The 18402-nt window shown below is 62.2% G+C and carries 17 protein-coding genes; 13 read left to right on the top strand and 4 right to left on the bottom strand.

All coding sequences use genetic code 11. From position 1 onward, the window contains the following. The first annotated feature begins 133 nt into the window (after window positions 1-133). Window positions 134-1078: a helix-turn-helix domain-containing protein gene (locus BRAS3843_RS07965; protein ID WP_008968293.1), complete on the top strand. Its 945-nt coding sequence runs from the start codon at window positions 134-136 to the stop codon at window positions 1076-1078. A gap of 57 nt (window positions 1079-1135) precedes the next feature. On the opposite strand, the gene BRAS3843_RS07960 is transcribed toward BRAS3843_RS07965, so the two are convergent. Genes BRAS3843_RS07960 through BRAS3843_RS07945 form a run of 4 tightly spaced genes read right to left on the bottom strand, consistent with a single transcriptional unit; the run spans window position 1136 to window position 5706 of the window. Continuing rightward, complete coding sequence (locus tag BRAS3843_RS07960) at window positions 1136-2761, bottom strand: NAD(P)-binding protein (RefSeq protein WP_035981090.1); 1626 nt, start codon at window positions 2759-2761, stop codon at window positions 1136-1138. 11 nt (window positions 2762-2772) lie between these two features. Further along, a complete protein-coding gene (locus BRAS3843_RS07955; RefSeq protein ID WP_008968291.1) occupies window positions 2773-3813 on the bottom strand; it encodes a thiamine pyrophosphate-dependent enzyme in 1041 nt (346 codons plus the stop codon). Window positions 3814-3846: 33 nt separating this feature from the next. Continuing rightward, window positions 3847-5112, bottom strand: coding sequence for a transketolase C-terminal domain-containing protein (locus BRAS3843_RS07950; RefSeq protein ID WP_008968290.1), 1266 nt, complete (start codon window positions 5110-5112; stop codon window positions 3847-3849). A gap of 12 nt (window positions 5113-5124) precedes the next feature. Beyond that, window positions 5125-5706 (bottom strand): 2-oxoacid:acceptor oxidoreductase family protein, encoded by a 582-nt coding sequence (locus tag BRAS3843_RS07945; protein ID WP_035981088.1) that lies wholly within the window; start codon window positions 5704-5706, stop codon window positions 5125-5127. A gap of 191 nt (window positions 5707-5897) precedes the next feature. On the opposite strand from BRAS3843_RS07945, the gene BRAS3843_RS07940 reads away from it, so the two are divergent. The 12 genes from BRAS3843_RS07940 to BRAS3843_RS07885 all read left to right on the top strand — a co-directional run bounded on the left by BRAS3843_RS07940 (window position 5898) and on the right by BRAS3843_RS07885 (window position 18397). Beyond that, window positions 5898-6602: a GntR family transcriptional regulator gene (locus BRAS3843_RS07940; protein WP_035981095.1), complete on the top strand. Its 705-nt coding sequence runs from the start codon at window positions 5898-5900 to the stop codon at window positions 6600-6602. Between the two features lie 64 nt (window positions 6603-6666). Beyond that, window positions 6667-7632, top strand: coding sequence for an ABC transporter substrate-binding protein (locus BRAS3843_RS07935; protein WP_008968286.1), 966 nt, complete (start codon window positions 6667-6669; stop codon window positions 7630-7632). A gap of 2 nt (window positions 7633-7634) precedes the next feature. Continuing rightward, a complete protein-coding gene (locus tag BRAS3843_RS07930) occupies window positions 7635-8390 on the top strand; it encodes an ABC transporter permease (RefSeq protein WP_035981093.1) in 756 nt (251 codons plus the stop codon). Continuing rightward, entirely contained in the window at window positions 8354-9175 is an 822-nt protein-coding gene (locus tag BRAS3843_RS07925) for an ABC transporter ATP-binding protein (protein ID WP_008968284.1), read from the top strand. Before BRAS3843_RS07930 ends, BRAS3843_RS07925 begins: the two co-directional genes overlap by 37 nt. Before the next feature lie 13 nt (window positions 9176-9188). Further along, window positions 9189-9992: an ABC transporter permease gene (locus tag BRAS3843_RS07920; protein ID WP_139024767.1), complete on the top strand. Its 804-nt coding sequence runs from the start codon at window positions 9189-9191 to the stop codon at window positions 9990-9992. A gap of 9 nt (window positions 9993-10001) precedes the next feature. Then, window positions 10002-10667 carry a polysaccharide deacetylase family protein gene (locus tag BRAS3843_RS07915; protein WP_008968282.1) on the top strand — a complete coding sequence of 222 codons (666 nt, stop codon included), beginning with the start codon at window positions 10002-10004 and terminating at the stop codon, window positions 10665-10667. Beyond that, window positions 10664-11530, top strand: a complete 867-nt coding sequence (locus tag BRAS3843_RS07910) for a fumarylacetoacetate hydrolase family protein (RefSeq protein ID WP_008968281.1) — start codon at window positions 10664-10666, stop codon at window positions 11528-11530. The genes BRAS3843_RS07915 and BRAS3843_RS07910 overlap by 4 nt, the downstream gene beginning before the upstream one ends. A gap of 39 nt (window positions 11531-11569) precedes the next feature. Continuing rightward, window positions 11570-12607: a cobalamin-independent methionine synthase II family protein gene (locus BRAS3843_RS07905; protein ID WP_035981092.1), complete on the top strand. Its 1038-nt coding sequence runs from the start codon at window positions 11570-11572 to the stop codon at window positions 12605-12607. Between the two features lie 144 nt (window positions 12608-12751). Beyond that, a complete protein-coding gene (locus BRAS3843_RS07900; protein WP_008968279.1) occupies window positions 12752-13804 on the top strand; it encodes an NAD(P)-dependent alcohol dehydrogenase in 1053 nt (350 codons plus the stop codon). A gap of 663 nt (window positions 13805-14467) precedes the next feature. Further along, entirely contained in the window at window positions 14468-16138 is a 1671-nt protein-coding gene (locus tag BRAS3843_RS07895; RefSeq protein WP_008968278.1) for an aromatic/alkene/methane monooxygenase hydroxylase/oxygenase subunit alpha, read from the top strand. Between the two features lie 93 nt (window positions 16139-16231). After that, window positions 16232-17272, top strand: coding sequence for an FAD-binding oxidoreductase (locus BRAS3843_RS07890; RefSeq protein WP_008968277.1), 1041 nt, complete (start codon window positions 16232-16234; stop codon window positions 17270-17272). A gap of 54 nt (window positions 17273-17326) precedes the next feature. Next, a complete protein-coding gene (locus tag BRAS3843_RS07885; RefSeq protein ID WP_008968276.1) occupies window positions 17327-18397 on the top strand; it encodes an aromatic/alkene monooxygenase hydroxylase subunit beta in 1071 nt (356 codons plus the stop codon). The last annotated feature ends 5 nt before the right edge of the window (window positions 18398-18402 follow it).

Here is an 18402-nt window from a genome sequence, read left to right as displayed (position 1 = left end):
CTTGCCCGGGAGCGCAAAGCTTTTGCGTCTGCGCGCAAAGTTCGCTTGCGCAGCGCGGATGGAACTCTAGAATTTGATTGCTTGCGGATTTGTGCAACGCGCAAGGGTCTCGCACCTGCAGCAAGGGCGACCAATGGATCTGGTGTTCACGACGGATGAGTTGGAGCCGTCCAAGCGCTACGCGGCTTGGCAGGATGCCATTTGCGACGTCTATGTGCACGTCGACGTCAACGCAGAACGGCGCTCCGACTATGAAGGCTTCATCCGGGAAGCGCGGTTCGGCACGGTGACGATGACGGACGTACTGTTGTCCGAGCAGAGGATCACGCGGCGCGAGCGACACATCGCGAAGCTCGACAAGGATTGTTACTATGTCGAGTTCGTACAGCGCGGGAAGGTCAACATCCTCCAGGCAAGTCAGACGCTGCTATCCAATCCCCGTGTCGGCGCGATCTTCTCGGCCTCCGAGGCCTATGATCTGGAATGCGTGGGGAAGGTCCGGTCGCTCTATCTGGAGATCCCGCGCAAGGAATTCGCGGCGCGATTCAGCGAGAGCAAGCTTCCCGTTGCGATGACCATCCCGACCGGGCGTGGGCTTGGCCGCATTGCCGCAGAATTCTGCGCGACCATCGCAGCCGAGGGATCATCGCTTGACGAGACCGTCAGATCCCGCCTTGGCACTGAGCTGATGGATGTGCTCGCACTTGCGCTCGACATGGGTGATAGGGACGAACTCTCGGAGGATGCCACCGCACAGAAGAGCCGTCTGCGCTCGGTCAAGGCCTGGATCGAGCAGCATCTCACCGATCCCGATCTTTCGCTCGAGACGATTGCGAAGAGCAACGGCGTCTCGTTGAGGCATCTTCATTATCTTTTTCGCCTGACGGACATGTCGGTTTCGGAGTGGATCACGGATCGTCGTCTGCACCGATGCTACGACGTCCTGACACGGCCGGAGCTGCGTTCGCTTTCGGTCACCGAAGTCGCCTATCGATTCGGATTCAGCAGTTCATCGCACTTCAGTACGGTGTTTCGGAAGAAATTTGGGCATAGCCCGTCTGACCTGCGGCGGCGCTAGGCCTATCAGAGGTTCGCAGAGAACATCGAAATCAGCACTCAGGAGATCGTCAATCTCTCAGATCGCTTCCGGGACCATTCGGATCGCGCCGCACGGACACTCCTGGGCGCAGATGCCGCAGCCTTTGCAATAATCGAGGTTGATCTGAAAGCCGTTGCCTGGGCCAAGCTTGATCACGGCATTGTCGGGGCATACGCCGTAGCAATTGTCGCACTCGAAGCAGTTGCCGCAGCTCAGGCAGCGGCGCGCCTCATAGAGTGCGTTGCTCTCGTCCAGTCCCTTGACGACCTCCTCGAAGGTCGAGGTACGACGCGCGGTCTCCAGGATCGGCTGCAGCGTCTTCGGCGCCTCGCCGTAATACCAGGTGTTGAGCTTGTCGGCCGTGGCGATCTCGTGTTTCGGCGCCGCCACATGCGCATCGCCACGCAGCCAGGCGTCGATGTTGCGAGCGGCTTTCTTGCCGTGCCCAACCGCCACCGTGACGGTGCGTTCCGACGGCACCATATCGCCGCCGGCAAAGATGCCGGGTACGCCGGTCATCATGTTGGGGCTGACCTGGACCACGCCATTTTTCACGTCGATGCCGGGGATGCCTTCCAGCAATGAGAGATCGACGTCCTGACCGAGCGCGAGCACGACGGAATCCGCCTCGAGCGTCTCGAACTCGCCGGTCGGCTGCGCAAAGCCTTTGTCGTCGAGTTGCATCTTTTCGACCGTGATCGATCCGGCCTCGACATTCTTGATGGTCGACAGCCATTTCATCATCACGCCTTCGTCCAGCGCTTCCTCCAGTTCGAAATCATGGGCCGGCATCTTCTCGCGGGTGCGGCGGTAGACGATGATGGCTTCCTCCGCGCCGAGCCGCTTGGCGGTGCGCGCGACGTCGATCGCAGTGTTGCCGCCGCCATAGACCACGACGCGCCGGCCGAGCAGCGGCTTGTCCTCGCCTTCCATCGAGCGCAGCACCAGCGTTGCGTCCAGGATCCTGGCGGCTTCTCCGGCCGGAATGTAGGCGCGCTTGGCGATATGAGCGCCGACGGCCAGGAAGGCCGCATCGAACCCGCCCTCGGCCATTGCCTCGCTGATATTGGTGACCTTGGCATTGTACTCGATGTCGACGCCTAGGTCGGTGATGCGCTTGACTTCCGCATCCAGCACGTCGCGCGGCAGGCGGTATTTGGGAATGCCGAAACGCATCATGCCGCCCGGCAGCGGACCGGCCTCCTTGATCGTTACGCTGTGGCCGAGCCGCGCCAGATGATAGGCCGCCGACAGGCCGGACGGGCCCGCGCCGACCACCAGCACCTTCTTGCCGGACGGCTGTGCGGTCTGCTTGAACGACCAGCCGTTCTTGATTGCGAGGTCGCCCAAGAAGCGTTCGACGGAATTGATGCCGACAGCGGAATCGAGCGCCGCACGGTTGCAGGCGCTTTCGCACGGGTGATAGCAGACCCGCCCCATGATCGCGGGCAGCGGATTGTTCTCCGTCAGCGCGCGCCAAGCGGCCTCGTAGTTGCCGCTCTCGGCGTAAGCGAGCCAACCCTGGATGTCTTCTCCGGCCGGACAGGCGTGATTGCAGGGCGGCAGCCGATGCACATATTCGGGCCGCAGCGTGCGCCAGGATCCGGTGTGATTGATGAGCGAGGTGCCGACATCAAGGGTAATGGCAAAGGGATGTTCCATGATCGCGATCCTCACTCTTCGTCGGCCGCCGCGTTGACCAAGCCGTATTCCGCGATATTGGCGTCGCAGATCGCCTGCAGTCGCGCCACGCGGGGGTCTTCGCGGTCGCCTCGGAAAAGGTGTGCAAAACGGCGTTGCAGCTTCAGATAGTCTTCCACTGGCACCTGGCGGCGGATCTTTCGCACCTGCGTGACCTTGCCATGCTCCGCCTCGAAGATCGGATAGAGGCCGCATTCGACGGCAAGCCGCGCCAGGCGGATCGTATCCTGTGACGCCGCGCCCCAGCCGAGCGGGCAGGGCACGTCGATCTGGATATAGCGGGCGCCGTGAATGCTCATCGCCTTGATGACCTTGCGCTCGAGATCATGCAGATCGGCGACCGTCGCCGTGGCGACATAGGGAATTTGGTGGGCGACGGCGATGCGCGGCACGGATTTGCCGGTCCCGAACACATTGCCCGGCTCGGGCCCGACCGCCGGCGTCGTCGCGGTGCGGGCGGTCGGCGGCGTCGCGGAGGAGCGTTGCACCCCCGTGTTCATGTAACCTTCGTTGTCGTAGCAGATGTAGAGCACATCATCGTTGCGCTCGAACATGCCCGACAGGCATTGAAAGCCGATGTCGGTGGTGCCGCCGTCGCCACCCTGCGCGATCACGCGCACGTCGCTGCGCTTTTTCACGCGCATCGCCGCCGCGACGCCGGTTGCGACCGCGGCCGCGTTACCGAACAGCGAATGCAGCCAGGGCAATTGCCATGACGTCTCCGGATAAGGTGTGGTGAAAACTTCCAGGCACCCGGTCGCGTTGACAGCGATCAGGTTGTTGTTGGTGGCACGCATCGCCGCGTCAATGGCGTAGCGCGCGCCGAGCGCCTCGCCGCACCCCTGACAGGCGCGATGTCCGCAGGTCAACGCATTGGATCGATCGCGCGAGGCCTGAACCGAGCGCTCGGCTTCCGCGACCAGCCGGTTTCCGACGGTGAACGTGCCCTTCTGATAATATTTCAGCTTCTGGACGGCGTCCTCGGGGGCGAGTGTCGCGACGGGATTGGTCATGACATGTTCCTCGGCTAAACCTTTGGGGCGACCTCACTCGGCGGCCGGCAGGCCGGACGCGATGGCGAGCTGGCGCAGAATATTTTCGGCTGTCGGTCCCGAACGGCGGCTCTTGCGCTTGCGATGGATCTCGCGGCCCACCACGCGCTCGTTGAGGTCGAGAAAATGTGTGCCCTCCCAGGGCTGCACGGTGGCCTGCCGGAACAGATGATGCAGCGAGGCGCGTGTGATCGGCCTGCCGCCGAGCCCCGCCACGGCCGAATGCAGCCGCGGCGCACGAGCCAGATTGCGCAACGCGACGCCGACATTGTCTGCAAGCTGGCCGCCCATGCCGACGGCGACGCTCTTCTCGACCACGACGACGTCCTTGGTGCCCGCAAGCGCGGTGCGCAACGCTTCGACCGGAAACGGGCGGAACGAGACGATAGTTACGAGCCCGATGCGGATGCCGTCGTCGCGCATCTCATCGATCGTGTCCTTGATGGTGCCGCAGACCGACCCCATCGCGACCACCAGCAACTCGGCATCTTCAGTGCGATAGCAGCGCAGCAGACCGCCGGATTCGCGCCCGAATTTCTCGGCGAACTCGCGGGCGAATTCGGGAATGAGCCCGAGCGCCTGGGTCTGTTTGTAGTGCGCGAGGAAACGGACCTCGGTGAAGGCGTCGGGCCCGACCATCGCGCCGATCGAGATCGGAGCTGCGGGATCGAGCACCTGCACGGGATCATAGGGCGGCAGATAGGCATCGACGGTCGCCTGGTCGGGAATGTCGATCCGTTCCACCGCATGGGTCAGGATGAAGCCGTCGACGCAAACCATCGCTGGCATTGACAGCTCTTCGGCGATTCTGAAGGCCTGGATGTGTAGATCGACAGCTTCCTGGTTGGTTTCGGCAAACAGCTGCAGCCAGCCGGAATCGCGCGCCGACATCGCGTCGGAATGATCGTTCCAGATATTGATGGGGGCGCCGATGGCGCGGTTGCCAAGGGTCATCACGATCGGCAGGCCAAGGCCAGAGGCATTGTAGACGGCCTCCATCATGAACAGCAGCCCTTGTGAGGCCGTCGCCGTATAGGCCCGGGCACCGGCAGCGGACGCGCCGATCGCGACCGAAAGCGCAGCGAACTCACTTTCGACATTGATGTATTCACAATCGACCAAGCTGCCCGTCTTGATGAGTTCACCGAGGCCTTCGACGATATGGGTCTGCGGCGTGATGGGGTAGGCGCAGACGACCTCGGGCCTGCAGAGCGCGATGGCCTCGGCCATCGCGTGCGATCCCTCGATTTGCTTGAGCATCGCGGACTCCGTCTACGCCGCACTGGCGGCGTGTTGCTGCGACAGGACGAATTCGTAGGCTTCCACCGCCGCGCCGACATTGGCGGCGCCGACCTTGCCGGGAAACGCCTCCTCGATCGCGCGCCTGACGCTGTCGATATGGACGAACCGGGTCAGGGCGGCAAAGGCGCCGAGCAGGGCGGCATTCGGCACCGGGCGTCCGACATGTTTCAGCGCCAATTCGGTTGCCGGCACGATCACGGCGTGTCCCTTGGGCAGCCGATTGACGGTCGCGTCGAGGTGAAGTTCGGCAAAGCTCTTGTTGGTGTTGACGAGCAGATACCCGTCGCCAAGCAGGCCGGCGAACACATCGACCACCTTGAACAAGGTCGGATCCTGGACGATCAGGCAATCCGGCTCGAGGACGGGCTCACGCAAGCGGATCGCCTGGTCGGCAATCCGGCAGAAGGCGACGACCGGCGCGCCGGTGCGCTCCGATCCAAAACTGGGGAAGGCCTGGGCGTGGCGTCCTTCGCAGAAGGCGGCGACCGAAAGCATCTCGGCTCCCGTGACTACGCCCTGTCCGCCGCGACCGTGAATTCGAATCTGAAACATTGGCGTCCTTCGACCGTCGTGATCGGGTGCAATGACAGATTGGCGCAGTGGCAAGGCAGCCACCTTGCGTTTGATCAAACTCTGTTCGCGGCGACGTCGGCTTCTGAGGTTAAAAAATCGATTTTCGATTTTATATTGACCTGGGCGGGCTCTCTTGCGATCATCTGAAAATGGGTCCGCTTCAGTTTCATATGTCCGGAAGCTCCGGCGATGGTCCCCGCAGCCTGACCTCGGCCCTGCATGAACGCTTGCGTGCCGATATCTTGGCGACACGTCTGCTTCCCGGTCAGAAGCTGCACATTGCGGGGCTGGCCAAGCAGTTTTCCGTGAGCCTTGCCGCCGTGCGCGAGTCCCTTTCTCGACTGGTTGCCGATGGGCTCGTGCAGGCGTCCGATCAGCGCGGTTTCCGGGTGAGCCCGGTGTCGCTCGCTGATCTCGCCGACGTGACGCAGACCCGGATCGACATCGAGGGTCTCGCGCTTCGCCGCTCGATTGAGCGGGGCGGCGAGGCCTGGCTCGCGTCGGTGAAGTCCGCTTGGGCAGACCTGAAAGCCGTTCCTTATCACTATCCGGACGATCCGACGGTGCATTACGAGGAGTGGGTCGTCCGCCACCGCATCTTCCATCGTGCACTCGTCAATGCCTGTGGCTCGCCATGGCTGCTCGGCTTCCGTGATGTGCTGCACGAGCAAAGCGAGAGGTATCGGCGCCTCGCGCTCCGCAGAGCGGTCGGAAAGCGGCGTGACGTCGAGGCGGAACACAGGGCCATCGTGGCTGCCGTGATCAAACGCGATGCGGATGCGGCAGTTCGCGCATTGTCAAAGCACTTCGGCATCACCAAGGAGTTTGTCGAACTCGCCGCGTCGCGAATTGCGGAGGTCAGCGGCGGACCCTGAGGATCCGGAAAGATCCGGCAAGCAAGAAGCAAAGCAAGAAGCAAAGACCGGGAGGAAACGAACAATGAAAATCAATCGCCGTCATGCGCTCATGTCACTCGTCGTCGCCGCAATTCTTGCTGGGCCTGCGAGCGCGGCCGAAACCATTCGCGTTGGCCTGCCCACGAAGACCTACTGGCCGACGACGATCGCCGAGACGGCGGTGCGGCAGAAGCTGTTCGAGAAGGAAGGCATCCAGGCCGAGCTGACCGTCTACCGAAGCGGAGCCGAGACGTTTGAGGGTATGGCCGCCGGTGCCGCCGACATCATTCTCGATCCGCCGTCGCTGGTCTCAGCCGGACGGAAGAAGGGTGTGATGTCGAGGATTGTGGCCAATGCCTCGATGGGCAATTTTGGCTGGCAATTGATGGTCCCTACCAAGTCGACGCTCGACGTCAAGGATCTCAACGGCAAGAAAGTTGCGATCACGGCCGCCGGCTCTGGCTCTGACCTGCTGGCGCTGTGGACCATCCAGGACAGGAAGATCGACTTCACCCGCGTCCCGGTCGGGGGTGGCGGCCTGGTGCCGAATTTGCTGGCCGGCAACGTCGAGGCGGCCGTGGTCTATTCGCCGCTGAGCTTCCAGATCTCCAAATCCGGTGAGGCGCGCACCATCCTCGACTACGCGACTGCGGTCCCGCCGAACCTCACTGCGGGCTGGATCGTGCTCGACAAGTTTGCCGAGGCCAAGCCGGAGATGGTGCAGAAGGCGTTGAACGCGCTCTATGGCGCGGTCGCGTTCATGCGCGCCAATCGCGACGTCACGGTCAAACTGATCGCCGAGCTCTATGAGATGCCGCCGGAGATCGCTGGCATGGAATATGACAACACGATCATGAAGCTCGAAACCGATGGCAACATGGGCGCCGACAATGTGACGGCAGCCGTGCAACTGTCGCTCGACCTCGCCAAGCTCGGCGGGCTGAAGGATATCGTCCCGGTCGAGGACGTGATCTCGACCAGGTTCAAGCCGGTTCCGACCAAGCCGTGAACATGCAGAACAGGCTCGCCATCATCCTTGCCAGGATCGCGATCGTGATCGCGGTCCTGGGGCTGTGGGAGGTGTTGTCCCGCACCGGCATCGTCAATCCGCGTCTGCTGCCGTCGGCCTCCGACACCTGCGCAACGCTCGTCGAACTCCTCCGGCGCTCTTCCGTGCAGAAGGATCTGATGGTGACCGCGACCGAAGTCCTGGCCGCGTTCGCGCTGGCAGTTCCCTTCGGGGCGGTGATCGGTTTCCTGGTTGCGGAGAATCGCTATTTCGCTGAGGTGGCCAAGCCCCTGCTGTTTTTCGCCTTCAGCATCCCGAAGTCGATCTTTCTGCCGATGTTCATCCTGGTGTTTGGGGTCGGTTTTGCCGAGAAGGTCGGTTTCGGCTTCTTCTCCACCATCTTCATCGTGATCATGTCGACCACGACTGCCGTGGAGTCCATCAAGGTCGAGCATCTCACAGTCGCGCGCTCCTATGGCGCCACGCCGATGCAGACTGCGTTCCGGGTCTATCTGCCGAGTATGCTCCCGGTTCTGCTCGAAGCGTTGCGGATCTCGATGATCTTCAATCTCACCGGCGTGATCCTCGCCGAGATGTACGCCTCGCGCGACGGCATCGGCCACCAGATCGCGACCTGGGGCGAGAACTTCCAGATGAAGCAGCTCCTCGCCGGGGTCGTCATGGTCGCCGCGATCGCCATGACCTTCAACGAGCTTGTCAGATGGGTAGAAACGCGATGCAGCCATTGGCGAAAGTGACGCCGTTGAAGCCTCCCGGCCGCGCCGGCGCGATCGAGGTGAAGAATGTCGGCCAGGTCTTCAAGACCCGGTCCCAGGACGTCGTCGCGCTTGAGGACGTCTCGCTCGAGATCAAGCCGGGACGTTTCGCCGTGCTGGTCGGCCCAAGCGGTTGCGGCAAGTCGACACTTCTGATGATGATGGCAGGGCTTCGTCAGCAGACCTCAGGCACGATCACCGTCAGTGGCGCGCCGATGCCGCAGCCGGACCCGGACAGGGTCGGCGTTGTGTTCCAGGAGCCCAGCCTGTTTCCATGGCTGACGGCGGAAGAAAATGTGGAGTTTCCGCTGGCATTGCGTGGCGTGCCCAAGGCCGAACGCCGGGCCAGGGCACAGGACGCGCTGAAGTTGGTTGGCCTCGATGGCTTCGGCAGGCGCCATCCACACGAATTGTCCGGTGGCATGAAGCAGCGCGTTTCGATCGCGCGGGGGCTGGTCCAGGACCCGCCGGTGCTGCTGATGGACGAGCCGTTCGCAGCACTCGATGAGCAGACGCGCATGACCATGGGTGACGAACTCCTGCGCATCTGGGCGGCGACCGGCAAAACGGTCGTCTTCGTCACGCATAGCCTTACCGAAGCTGTCTATCTCGCCGACGAGGTGATCGTGATGTCGGCGCGGCCCGGTCGCATCGTCGATCATCTCCAGGTCCAGTTGCCGCGGCCGCGCACTTACGACATGCTCAGTGGCGACGCCTTCGGCGCGCTGCGCGATCGCATCTGGCGCCACATCCGCAAATCGGCGTGAGGCGGAGATGAGCATGAGGCTAAGTGCGAAGACGCTGCGACATCTGATCGTGATCGGCCTGATTGCGCTGTGGGAGCTTCTGCCGCGAACCGGTCTCATTCCCGAGCTGTTCCTGCCGCCGCTGTCGGCGACGCTGATGGCCGGATGGACGGAGGCTGCTGAATACGGTCATGCGCTTGTCGTAACGCTCTATGAAGTCCTGGTCTCCATGGCGTTCGCCTGCGGCGGCGGCATTCTTCTCGGTGCCATCGTGGGCAGCCTGCCGCGCCCGCGCATCCTGATCATGCCGATGGTGTCCAGCCTCTATGCGGTACCGCTCGTGATCCTCTATCCCGTCTTCACGGTGTGGCTCGGTATCGGATCCGAATCCAAGATCGCGTTCGCCTCGATCTACGGCTTCCTGCCGACGATGCTCGCGACGGCCGCCGGCATCCAGACCATCGATCCGCAGCTCCTGCTTGCGGCGCGCAGCATGGGCGCAACGCTGAGCCAGCGGCTGGTCCGCGTCATCATCCCGGCCGCGATACCGACGGTGCTATCAGGTCTGCGCGTCGGCGGCGCGCTGGTGATCGTGGGCGTCGTCGTCTCGGAGATGCTGATCTCCTCTGCCGGCATCGGCTATCTGATCTCGCGCTATCGTACGATCCTCGACAGCCCGCACGTGTTTGCCGGCGTTCTTCTCGTGCTGTTCATGGCGATCGCCTTCAATGCCGCGATCCGGTGGATCGAGCGCAAGGCGGCAATCTGGCAGACCGGCACGCGCGCCGGTCAGGCTGCTGACGACGTCTCGTCAGGCGTGATGCAGCCGGCGACTTGAGGTATCAGCGTGTACGATCTGACCCTGACCTTCGACAACGGCCCTGATCCTGTTGTGACACCGCGCGTGCTCGATATCCTCGGCGCACGCGGGCTCAAGACCACCTTCTTCGTCATTGGCGAGAAGCTTGCCGATCCGGAGCGACGCGCCCTTGCAGTTCGTGCGCACGGGGAGGGCCATTGGATCGGCAATCATACTTTCAAGCATAGCATTCCGCTCGGCGAGCAGCCGGACCGCGATGCGGCAACGGACGAAATCGGCCGCACACAGGCTGCGATCGGCGATCTCGCGCATCCGCAACGCTGGTTCCGGCCATTTGGTGGCGGCGGCAATCTCGATGCGCGGCTGTTGAAGCCGTCCGTGGTCGATCATCTCGTGCGCAACGCGCATAGTTGCGTGCTCTGGAACGCGATTCCACGTGACTGGGACGATCCGGATGGATGGACCGAGCGTGCGCTCGACCAGTGCAGCCGGCAGCCGTGGACATTGCTGGTGTTGCACGATCTGCCCACGGGCGCCATGGACCATCTGGAGCGCTTTCTCGATCGCGCTGAGGCGAATGGCGCGCGCTTCCGGCAGGACTTTCCGCCGCAATGCGTTCCGATCCGCAACGGCGCGATCGCACTCCCAATTCAAGATTACGTTTCCTGCATTGAAGAGAGTAACCGGCCATGAAAATCGCGAGCTTCACCCACGCTGGCACAGCGAGCTACGGCATCGTCACCGACCGGGGCGTGATCGATGCGGGCAAGCGCCTCAAGGTCCCGACATTGAAGGATCTGCTCACGAAATCTTCGGTCGACGAACTGAAGACGCTCGTGGACCAGCAGCCTGACTATGCGCTCGATGAGCTGACTTTGCTGCCGACCGTTCCTAACCCGGACAAGATCCTCTGCATCGGCGTCAACTACGCGACACATCTGGCCGAGAGCGGCCATCCCACGCCGCCGCACCCGATGATCTTCACCCGCTTTGCCAACAGCCAGGTCGGCAGCGGGCAGCCCCTGATCCGCCCGCTGGAATCCGAGCGGTTCGACTATGAAGGCGAGATGGCGGTCGTCATCGGCGCGGGCGGCCGCCGCATTCCACGTGAGACGGCCTTCAGTCATATCGCCGGCTACGCCTGCTACAATGACGGCAGCATCCGCGACTGGCAGCGGCATACCTCACAATTCGCGCCCGGGAAGAACTTCGTCGGCACAGGCGGCTTCGGGCCCTGGATGGTCACCACGGACGAATTGACCGACATCAGCAAGCAGACGCTGATCACTCGGCTCAACGGCGTCGAGGTGCAGAAGGCGCCGATCTCGGATCTCGTCTTCGATGTGCCGGCATTGATCGCCTATTGCTCGACATTCACCGAGCTCGTGCCCGGTGACGTGATCGTCACTGGCACGACCGGCGGCGTCGGGGCCTATCGCAATCCGCCGCTGTGGATGAAAGGCGGCGACGTCGTCGAGATCGAGATTTCCGGGATCGGTATTTTGCGCAATCCGGTGAAGGACGAGGCGCCCGGCGCTGCCACCCGCGCGGCCTGAGTACCGCCTTCACCAAGTATAAGGAGACCTCTCGTGCCGCTGCCAACACATGTCCTGCCGACCACCGTCGTCGGCAGCTATCCGCAGCCGGAATGGCTGGTGGACCGCGCCATGCTGTCGAAGTCGGTGCCACGCACGCGCATGCATGCGATGTGGCGGTTGCCTGCGGAGCATCTGGAGCAGGCGCAAGATGATGCGACCATCGTCGCGATCCGCGACATGGAGCGCGCCGGTATCGACATCGTGACCGATGGCGAGATCCGGCGGGAGAGCTATTCGAACCGCTTCGCGACGGCCCTTGAAGGGATCGATGCCGACAATCCCGCGATGATCACCGCGCGCACCGGCAACACCCAGACCCCTGTGCCGCGCGTCGTGGGGCCAGTGAAACGCAGGCAACCTGTGGAACTGCGCGACATGGAGTTCCTGCGCAGAAACACCGATCGCGCCGCGAAGATCACCCTGCCGGGCCCGTTCACCATGAGTCAACAGGCGAAGAACGAGTTCTACAAGGACGACGAAGAGCTCGCGATGGCCTTCGCGGAGGCCGTCAATGCCGAGGCGCTTGACCTGCAAAAGGCGGGCGCGGACGTGATCCAGCTCGACGAGCCCTGGGTGCGCAACAATCCGGAGCTCGCCAGGCGCTATGCCGTGAAGGCGATCAACCGCGCGCTGAAGGGCGTCACCGTTCCGACGGTGGTGCACCTTTGCTTCGGTTATGCCGCGGTCGTGCCGGGATCGAACAAGCCGGCCGGCTATTCCTTCCTGGCTGAGCTCGACGATACCATCGCCGATCAGATCTCGATTGAGGCTGCACAGCCGAAGCTCGACCTCGGCGTGCTGCAGGACCTCTCGTCGAAGAAAATCATGCTCGGTGTGCTGGATCTTGGCGACCCAAACATAGAAAGCGTCGAGATAGTGATGGACCGCATTCGTAACGGGTTGAAATACGTGGCGGCCGATCGCTTGATACCTGCACCGGATTGCGGAATGAAATACATGCCGCGCGCAACGGCGTTCGGCAAGCTCAAGGCAATGTGCGAGGCGGCGGCCAATCTACGTGCGGAGATCGGCTGACCCGTTTTCGTCCTCGTCGCGAAGGGCTCGCTCGATTGCACCGGCGATCCGTTGCGCCGCATCGGAACTCCATTGGCACGAAAAATGCTGACGTCATCCTCCGCCAGGGCGAGCGCAGATCTCGCCGGCTAGACGGAGGATGACATGAGAGCCCAAGTCTTGCGAGCGTATGATGAGAAATTGTCGGGAGAGCGATGGGTCCAAGAGGAACGCGTTCCCGATCCGAAGCTGACCAAATCGACCGACGTGATCGTGCGTATCGGCGGCGCCGGTGTGTGCCGCACCGATCTTCATATCGTCGAAGGAGTGTGGAAGCCCCACATGGATCCGACTGGAGACAAGCTGCTGCCGCTGATCATGGGGCATGAGAACGCCGGATGGATCGAAGATGTCGGCAAGGAGGTCGAGGGTCTCAAGAAGGGAGATCCGGTGATCGTCCATCCAAAGATCACCGGGGGGACCTGCCTGGCCTGCCGTCGCGGCTTCGACATGCACGGGCCGGGAAGCTTCCCTGGTCTTGACTGCAACGGCGGCTATGCCGAGTTTCTCTGCGCCTCGGAGCGCAACATCGTGCCGTTGCCGCGCACGCTTTCGCCGAAGGACGTCGCGCCTTATGCGGACGCTGGCCTGACCGCGTATCGCGCGGTGAAAAAGGCGACGCGCCATTTGCTGCCGGGTGAGACCTGCGTGGTGATCGGCGCAGGTGGGCTCGGTCATATTGCGATTCAATGTCTAAAGGCCATGTGCGCAGCCGATATCGTTGTCGTCGACAAGTCCGAGGCATCGCTCCAGCTCGCCAAGACCTCCGGCGCCGATCATCTCGTCAGAGCCGACGGCAACGAGGTGGAGGCCGTGCTCGATCTCACCGGCCGTAACGGCGCGGAAGCGGTGATCGATTTCGTCGGCGAGAAAGGCACCACCGCCAAGGGACTCGCGATGACGCGTGCCATGGGCAGCTACTATGTTGTCGGCTATGGCGAAGACATTCGCGTTCCCACCGTTGACATGGTCATCACCGAGAAAAACATCATCGGAAACCTGGTCGGCACCTGGGCGGAGTTGACCGAATTGATGGCGTTGGCTGATCGCGGCTTCGTCAAGCTGGCAACGACCGAATATCGTCTCGCCGACGCCAATCAGGCGCTGCATGATCTCAATGCTGGCAAGATTCACGGGCGCGCCGTTCTGATTCCGTGATGTCGCCGTGCCAATCCATCGCGGGCGGGAACGTCCGCGATGGCCGCGCGCGATGCGCTCCGTAGTTGCCTTATGCCTCTGGTCGCGAGCGTTCTGTGACGCCGATTGGACAGGGCTCCTCACTCATCTCTCCTTGCCAATATGTCGATGCTGCGTTGCAAATGGTGCGGCGCGGCTGATGCGCATGCGTGTGAGACTGAGTCGCAATTTGCGATTGTTGTCGCAATTTGCGTCTCGCGGCGCTGCGACGTCGATCCTTTCCACGCCACACGACCATCCGTTCTGCGGCCTTTCGGCTGATAACTAACAAGACCAACTCAGAAGCGGGTGTGGCACGTCCGTTGCTTAACGCAAGGGCAAGAGAAAAACGGCGACCGCGCATCTCAGCAGGTCGCGACAAGAACGAGGGAAGGGACGCCCAGGCAGAGAACGCAGCAGCGGCGGTGACCGATTGGGATCGAGGAGCAGCGAGGCTCCGGGGATCGCAAGTCATCCCAAAGCCTGTGCCCGCCGTTCCGAGACCCTTGCCGATATGCAGCGTGCGGCCGCGCGAGCGGTCGCAACATTGCCCGCGATGCGCGGGTAAGCGCCGCCCGGTCCGATCAGGTTCCTGTCGGGTGGCATATCGATGTGGTCTCTGACGTGAGCAGGAGGAAAGAATAGATGTCCGGAACTTTGACACTCAACAAGATCACTGCCCAGCGCGGCATTCCCGTCGCTGAGGCGGCCAAGCGGATCGCCGATCTCGGATGGAATCCGTCCTACGTCCAGGAGGCGATGACCTTCCCGACCGACTACAAGATCACCAAGGCGCCGAAGGACCCGATGAAGCAGGTCCTGCGATCCTACTTTCCGATGCAGGAGGAGAAGGATAATCGGGTTTACGGCGCGCTCGATGCAGCGCTCCGCGGCGACATGTTCCGCAACGTCGAGCCGCGATGGGTGGAATGGATGAAGCTGTTCCTCGCCATCATCCCGTTCCCGGAAATCTCGGCGGCCCGCTCGATGGCGATGGTCGGCCGGCTCGCTCCGGGCGAAGACTTGAGGACCGGCTTCACCATGCAGATGGTCGATGAGTTCCGCCACTCGACCATCCAGATGAACCTGAAGAAATGGTACATGGAGAACTACATCGATCCGGCCGGCTTCGACATTACCGAGGAAGCGTTCGGCAAGTGCTACGCGACCACGATCGGGCGGCAGTTCGGCGAGGGATTCATCACGGGTGACGCGATCACATCGGCCAACATTTACCTGACGGTGGTTGCCGAGACCGCATTCACCAACACGCTGTTCGTAGCGATGCCGTCAGAGGCCGCACGCAACGGTGACTATGCGCTGCCGACCGTGTTCCTGTCGGTGCAGTCCGACGAGAGCCGTCATATCGGCAATGGTCATTCCATGCTGATGTCGATGCTCAAGGAGCCGGAGAACCATCTCCTGATCGAGCGTGACCTCCGCTACGCGTTCTGGCAGAACCATGCGATTGTCGACGCCGCGATCGGAACTTTCATCGAATACGGCACCACCAACCGCGACAAGAACAAGGAATCCTATGCGGAGATGTGGCACCGCTGGATCTTCGAGGATTACTACCGGACCTACATGCTGCCGCTCGAGAAATACGGCATCAAGATCCATCATGATGACGTGCAGACCGCCTGGAAGCGCCTGACCGAGAAGCACTACGTCCACAGGGTCGCGCAATTCTTCGCGGTCGGCTGGTCGGCGAATTTCTGGCGCATCGAGGCCCAGACCGACAAGGATTTCGAATGGTTCGAGCATAAATATCCAGGCTGGTACGCCCAGTTCGGCGAGTTCTGGAAGTGGTACGAGAAGCTGTCGCACCGCGGCCAGACCAATATCCTGTTCAACAGTGATGTCGGTTATGTCTATCCACATCGGTGTTGGTCGTGCCTGGTGCCTTGCCTGATCCGCGAGGACATGGTCACGGATGAGATCGACGGCAAGCTCTACACCTTCGCGCATGAGCTCGATCGTTGGACCGCGGTCGAGGCGTTCGCCGGGGAATACCAGGGGCGCCCGACGCCGGCGATGGGACGGTTCAGTGGACGTCGCGAATGGGAAAGCTGCTACCACAACTGGGATCTTGCCGACGCCATCAAGGATCTCGGCTTCGTTCGCACCGACGGCAAGACGCTCGTCGCGCAGCCGCATCTTCGCTTCGACCAGAAGGAGATGTGGACCCTCGACGATGTCCGCGGCCATGTGCTGAAGAGCCCGCTGATCACCTTGCGGGAGATGACGCCGGATCAGCGTGAGGCGCATCTCGCGGACTACCGCAAGGGATTCACCATCAACCGTTGCAACTGAGCATCACCGAAGGAGCCGGCCTCACCGGCTCCTTCCCTCCCACGCTCGCGGCTCTCGAAAAGCCCAGCATCCATCTGCGTCGAGGAGCAGCCTATGGGCGCGCCTGCCAATGTTGTTCGTCTAAACCCGGTCGGGATTGAGTTCGAGGTCGAGGAGAACGAGACCGTGTTGGATGCTGCGTTTCGACAGGGAATCGCCTTGCCGCATGGCTGCAAGGAAGGCCAGTGCTCCGCATGCAAGAGCGTCCTGGTCCAGGGAGAGATCGAGCTTAAGAAGTACTCGACGTTCGCACTGAACGAGATGGAGCGCGGACAGGACTATATCCTGCTATGCCGGACTTTGGCCTATTCCGATCTTGAGGTCGACCTGCTCAACTACGATGAGGAGGTGCTGTCCAAATCGATTCCCGTCAGGGAGTTCGGCGGGACGGTCATGAGCGTCACGGCCCTGACCCACGATATCCGCCGCCTCGATGTTGCGCTGGATGAACCCCTGAAGTTTTGGGCGGGGCAGTATGTCGACATCACGCTCCCGGGATCAGAGGCGATTACGCGCTCGTTTTCCATGGCAAATCCGCCGAGCGAAAGCCAAGCGCTCAGCTTCATCATCAAAAAATACCCCAACGGACGGTTCTCCTCCAGGCTCGACGGAGAGCTCGAGGTCGGAGCCCAAATCAGACTCAAAGGACCCTACGGCACCTGCTTCCGCCGCGAACGGCGAACCGGACCCATGATCCTGGTCGGCGGCGGATCGGGCATGTCGCCGCTGTGGTCGATCCTGCAGGATCACCTTGCTTCGGGGGAAGACCGTCAGGTCTGCTTCTTCTACGGCGCGCGCACGCGCAACGATCTGTTTTATCTGGACCGCTTCGCGGCCATTGCAGCCGCCTGTCCCAGCTTCAGTTTCATTCCGGTTTTGTCGCATGCGGCAGATGACCAGGCGTGGGAGGGCCAGCGCGGTTTCGTGCACGAGGTCGTTCACGCGCATCTGCGCAGCGTGGGAGGCGGTGATGACGCGGATGTCTATGCCTGCGGTCCGTCGCCGATGATCGACGCGCTGACTCCGGTTCTGCAGATCAGCGGCGTCGATGCCGAGCGCATCTTCTTCGACAAGTTCACGCCGGCCAATACCTGATCGGCTGGAGCGAACGCAACAAACCGACAATTCATCAACCAAGGGAGGAATACGATGAATGCCGTGCAACGTCCTGCAGTGCGATCCGGCGCGGCCGGCGCCGCAGTGTTTCCAGACTCCGACAGCCGCCGCTACCGCTATTTCGAGCCGAGAGGAAAGCGGGCAACGCATTACGAGGACGTCACGGTCGACGTGCAGCCGGATCCCGAGCGCTATCTGCTCCAGGATTGGATCATCTCCTTTCCGAATGGCAAAGGAGCCTACACCAAGGACAACACCGCCGCTCTGAGCTCGAACTGGCACGCGTTCCGGGCTCCGGACCAGGAGTGGGAGCGGACCCACTATCAGCGGCAGTCCAAGATCGAGGCGATGGTTCAGTCAGTGATTGCGAACGGGCGCAAATCCGGAGCAACGCAGCTGTTCGACAAGGCCTGGATCAAGATCCTTCAGAACCACCTCGGTGCCTGGAAGCATGCCGAGTTCGGCCTGGCGACGTCGCTGATGCAGGCGCAGCGCTACGGCTACACGCAGATGATCAACAACGCCACGCTGACCAATTCTTCCTACAAGCACCGCCTGGCGCAGGACATCACGCTCTATCTCGCGGAAATCGGGATGGACATTCCGGGCTTCGACGATGCCGCCGGCAAGCGGGCGTGGCTGGAGGACCGGACCTGGCAGGGCACGCGCGAGGCGGTCGAATCCATCATGGGAGCGACCGACTATCTCGAGCAATATTTTGCCATCAATCTCGTCTTCGAGCCGCTGGTCGGCGAATTGTTCCGGAGCGGCTTCCTGATGCAGGTAGCCTCCTCGAACGGCGATTTCATGACGCCGTCGGTGATCTCGGCAGCCGAGGCCAACTACGAGCGAAATCTCGCCAACGCGATCGACCTGTTCCATCTGCTCGTGACGGACAATCAGCACGCGCAGCACAACAAGGGATTGTTCCAGAGCTGGTTGGGCAAGCACGTCGCGCTCGCGCGAAAGGCGGCGGCCGGCCTGCAACCCATCTGGTCGCAGCCACATTCCAAGCCGGTGCAATATGCCGACGCAAGGGATCAGTCGATCGAGCGCCTCAAGAAAATCCTGGTCGAGCTCGGCCTCGCCGCACCGAAGGAGTGAAGGAC

The sequence above is a fragment of the Bradyrhizobium sp. STM 3843 genome (assembly GCF_000239815.1).
Classification (GTDB): Bacteria; Pseudomonadota; Alphaproteobacteria; order Rhizobiales; family Xanthobacteraceae; genus Bradyrhizobium.
This window is presented reverse-complemented; position numbering and strand designations above follow the sequence as displayed.

What these genes read in the sequence shown, in the direction of transcription:
- BRAS3843_RS07965 (WP_008968293.1), top strand. Translation starts at nt 134, where the DNA reads ATGGATCTGGTGTTCACGACGGATGAGTTGGAGCCGTCCAAGCGCTAC.
- BRAS3843_RS07960 (WP_035981090.1), bottom strand. Translation starts at nt 2,761, where the DNA reads ATGGAACATCCCTTTGCCATTACCCTTGATGTCGGCACCTCGCTCATC.
- BRAS3843_RS07955 (WP_008968291.1), bottom strand. Translation starts at nt 3,813, where the DNA reads ATGACCAATCCCGTCGCGACACTCGCCCCCGAGGACGCCGTCCAGAAG.
- BRAS3843_RS07950 (WP_008968290.1), bottom strand. Translation starts at nt 5,112, where the DNA reads ATGCTCAAGCAAATCGAGGGATCGCACGCGATGGCCGAGGCCATCGCG.
- BRAS3843_RS07945 (WP_035981088.1), bottom strand. Translation starts at nt 5,706, where the DNA reads ATGTTTCAGATTCGAATTCACGGTCGCGGCGGACAGGGCGTAGTCACG.
- BRAS3843_RS07940 (WP_035981095.1), top strand. Translation starts at nt 5,898, where the DNA reads ATGTCCGGAAGCTCCGGCGATGGTCCCCGCAGCCTGACCTCGGCCCTG.
- BRAS3843_RS07935 (WP_008968286.1), top strand. Translation starts at nt 6,667, where the DNA reads ATGAAAATCAATCGCCGTCATGCGCTCATGTCACTCGTCGTCGCCGCA.
- BRAS3843_RS07930 (WP_035981093.1), top strand. Translation starts at nt 7,635, where the DNA reads ATGCAGAACAGGCTCGCCATCATCCTTGCCAGGATCGCGATCGTGATC.
- BRAS3843_RS07925 (WP_008968284.1), top strand. Translation starts at nt 8,354, where the DNA reads ATGGGTAGAAACGCGATGCAGCCATTGGCGAAAGTGACGCCGTTGAAG.
- BRAS3843_RS07920 (WP_139024767.1), top strand. Translation starts at nt 9,189, where the DNA reads ATGAGGCTAAGTGCGAAGACGCTGCGACATCTGATCGTGATCGGCCTG.
- BRAS3843_RS07910 (WP_008968281.1), top strand. Translation starts at nt 10,664, where the DNA reads ATGAAAATCGCGAGCTTCACCCACGCTGGCACAGCGAGCTACGGCATC.
- BRAS3843_RS07900 (WP_008968279.1), top strand. Translation starts at nt 12,752, where the DNA reads ATGAGAGCCCAAGTCTTGCGAGCGTATGATGAGAAATTGTCGGGAGAG.
- BRAS3843_RS07895 (WP_008968278.1), top strand. Translation starts at nt 14,468, where the DNA reads ATGTCCGGAACTTTGACACTCAACAAGATCACTGCCCAGCGCGGCATT.
- BRAS3843_RS07890 (WP_008968277.1), top strand. Translation starts at nt 16,232, where the DNA reads ATGGGCGCGCCTGCCAATGTTGTTCGTCTAAACCCGGTCGGGATTGAG.
- BRAS3843_RS07885 (WP_008968276.1), top strand. Translation starts at nt 17,327, where the DNA reads ATGAATGCCGTGCAACGTCCTGCAGTGCGATCCGGCGCGGCCGGCGCC.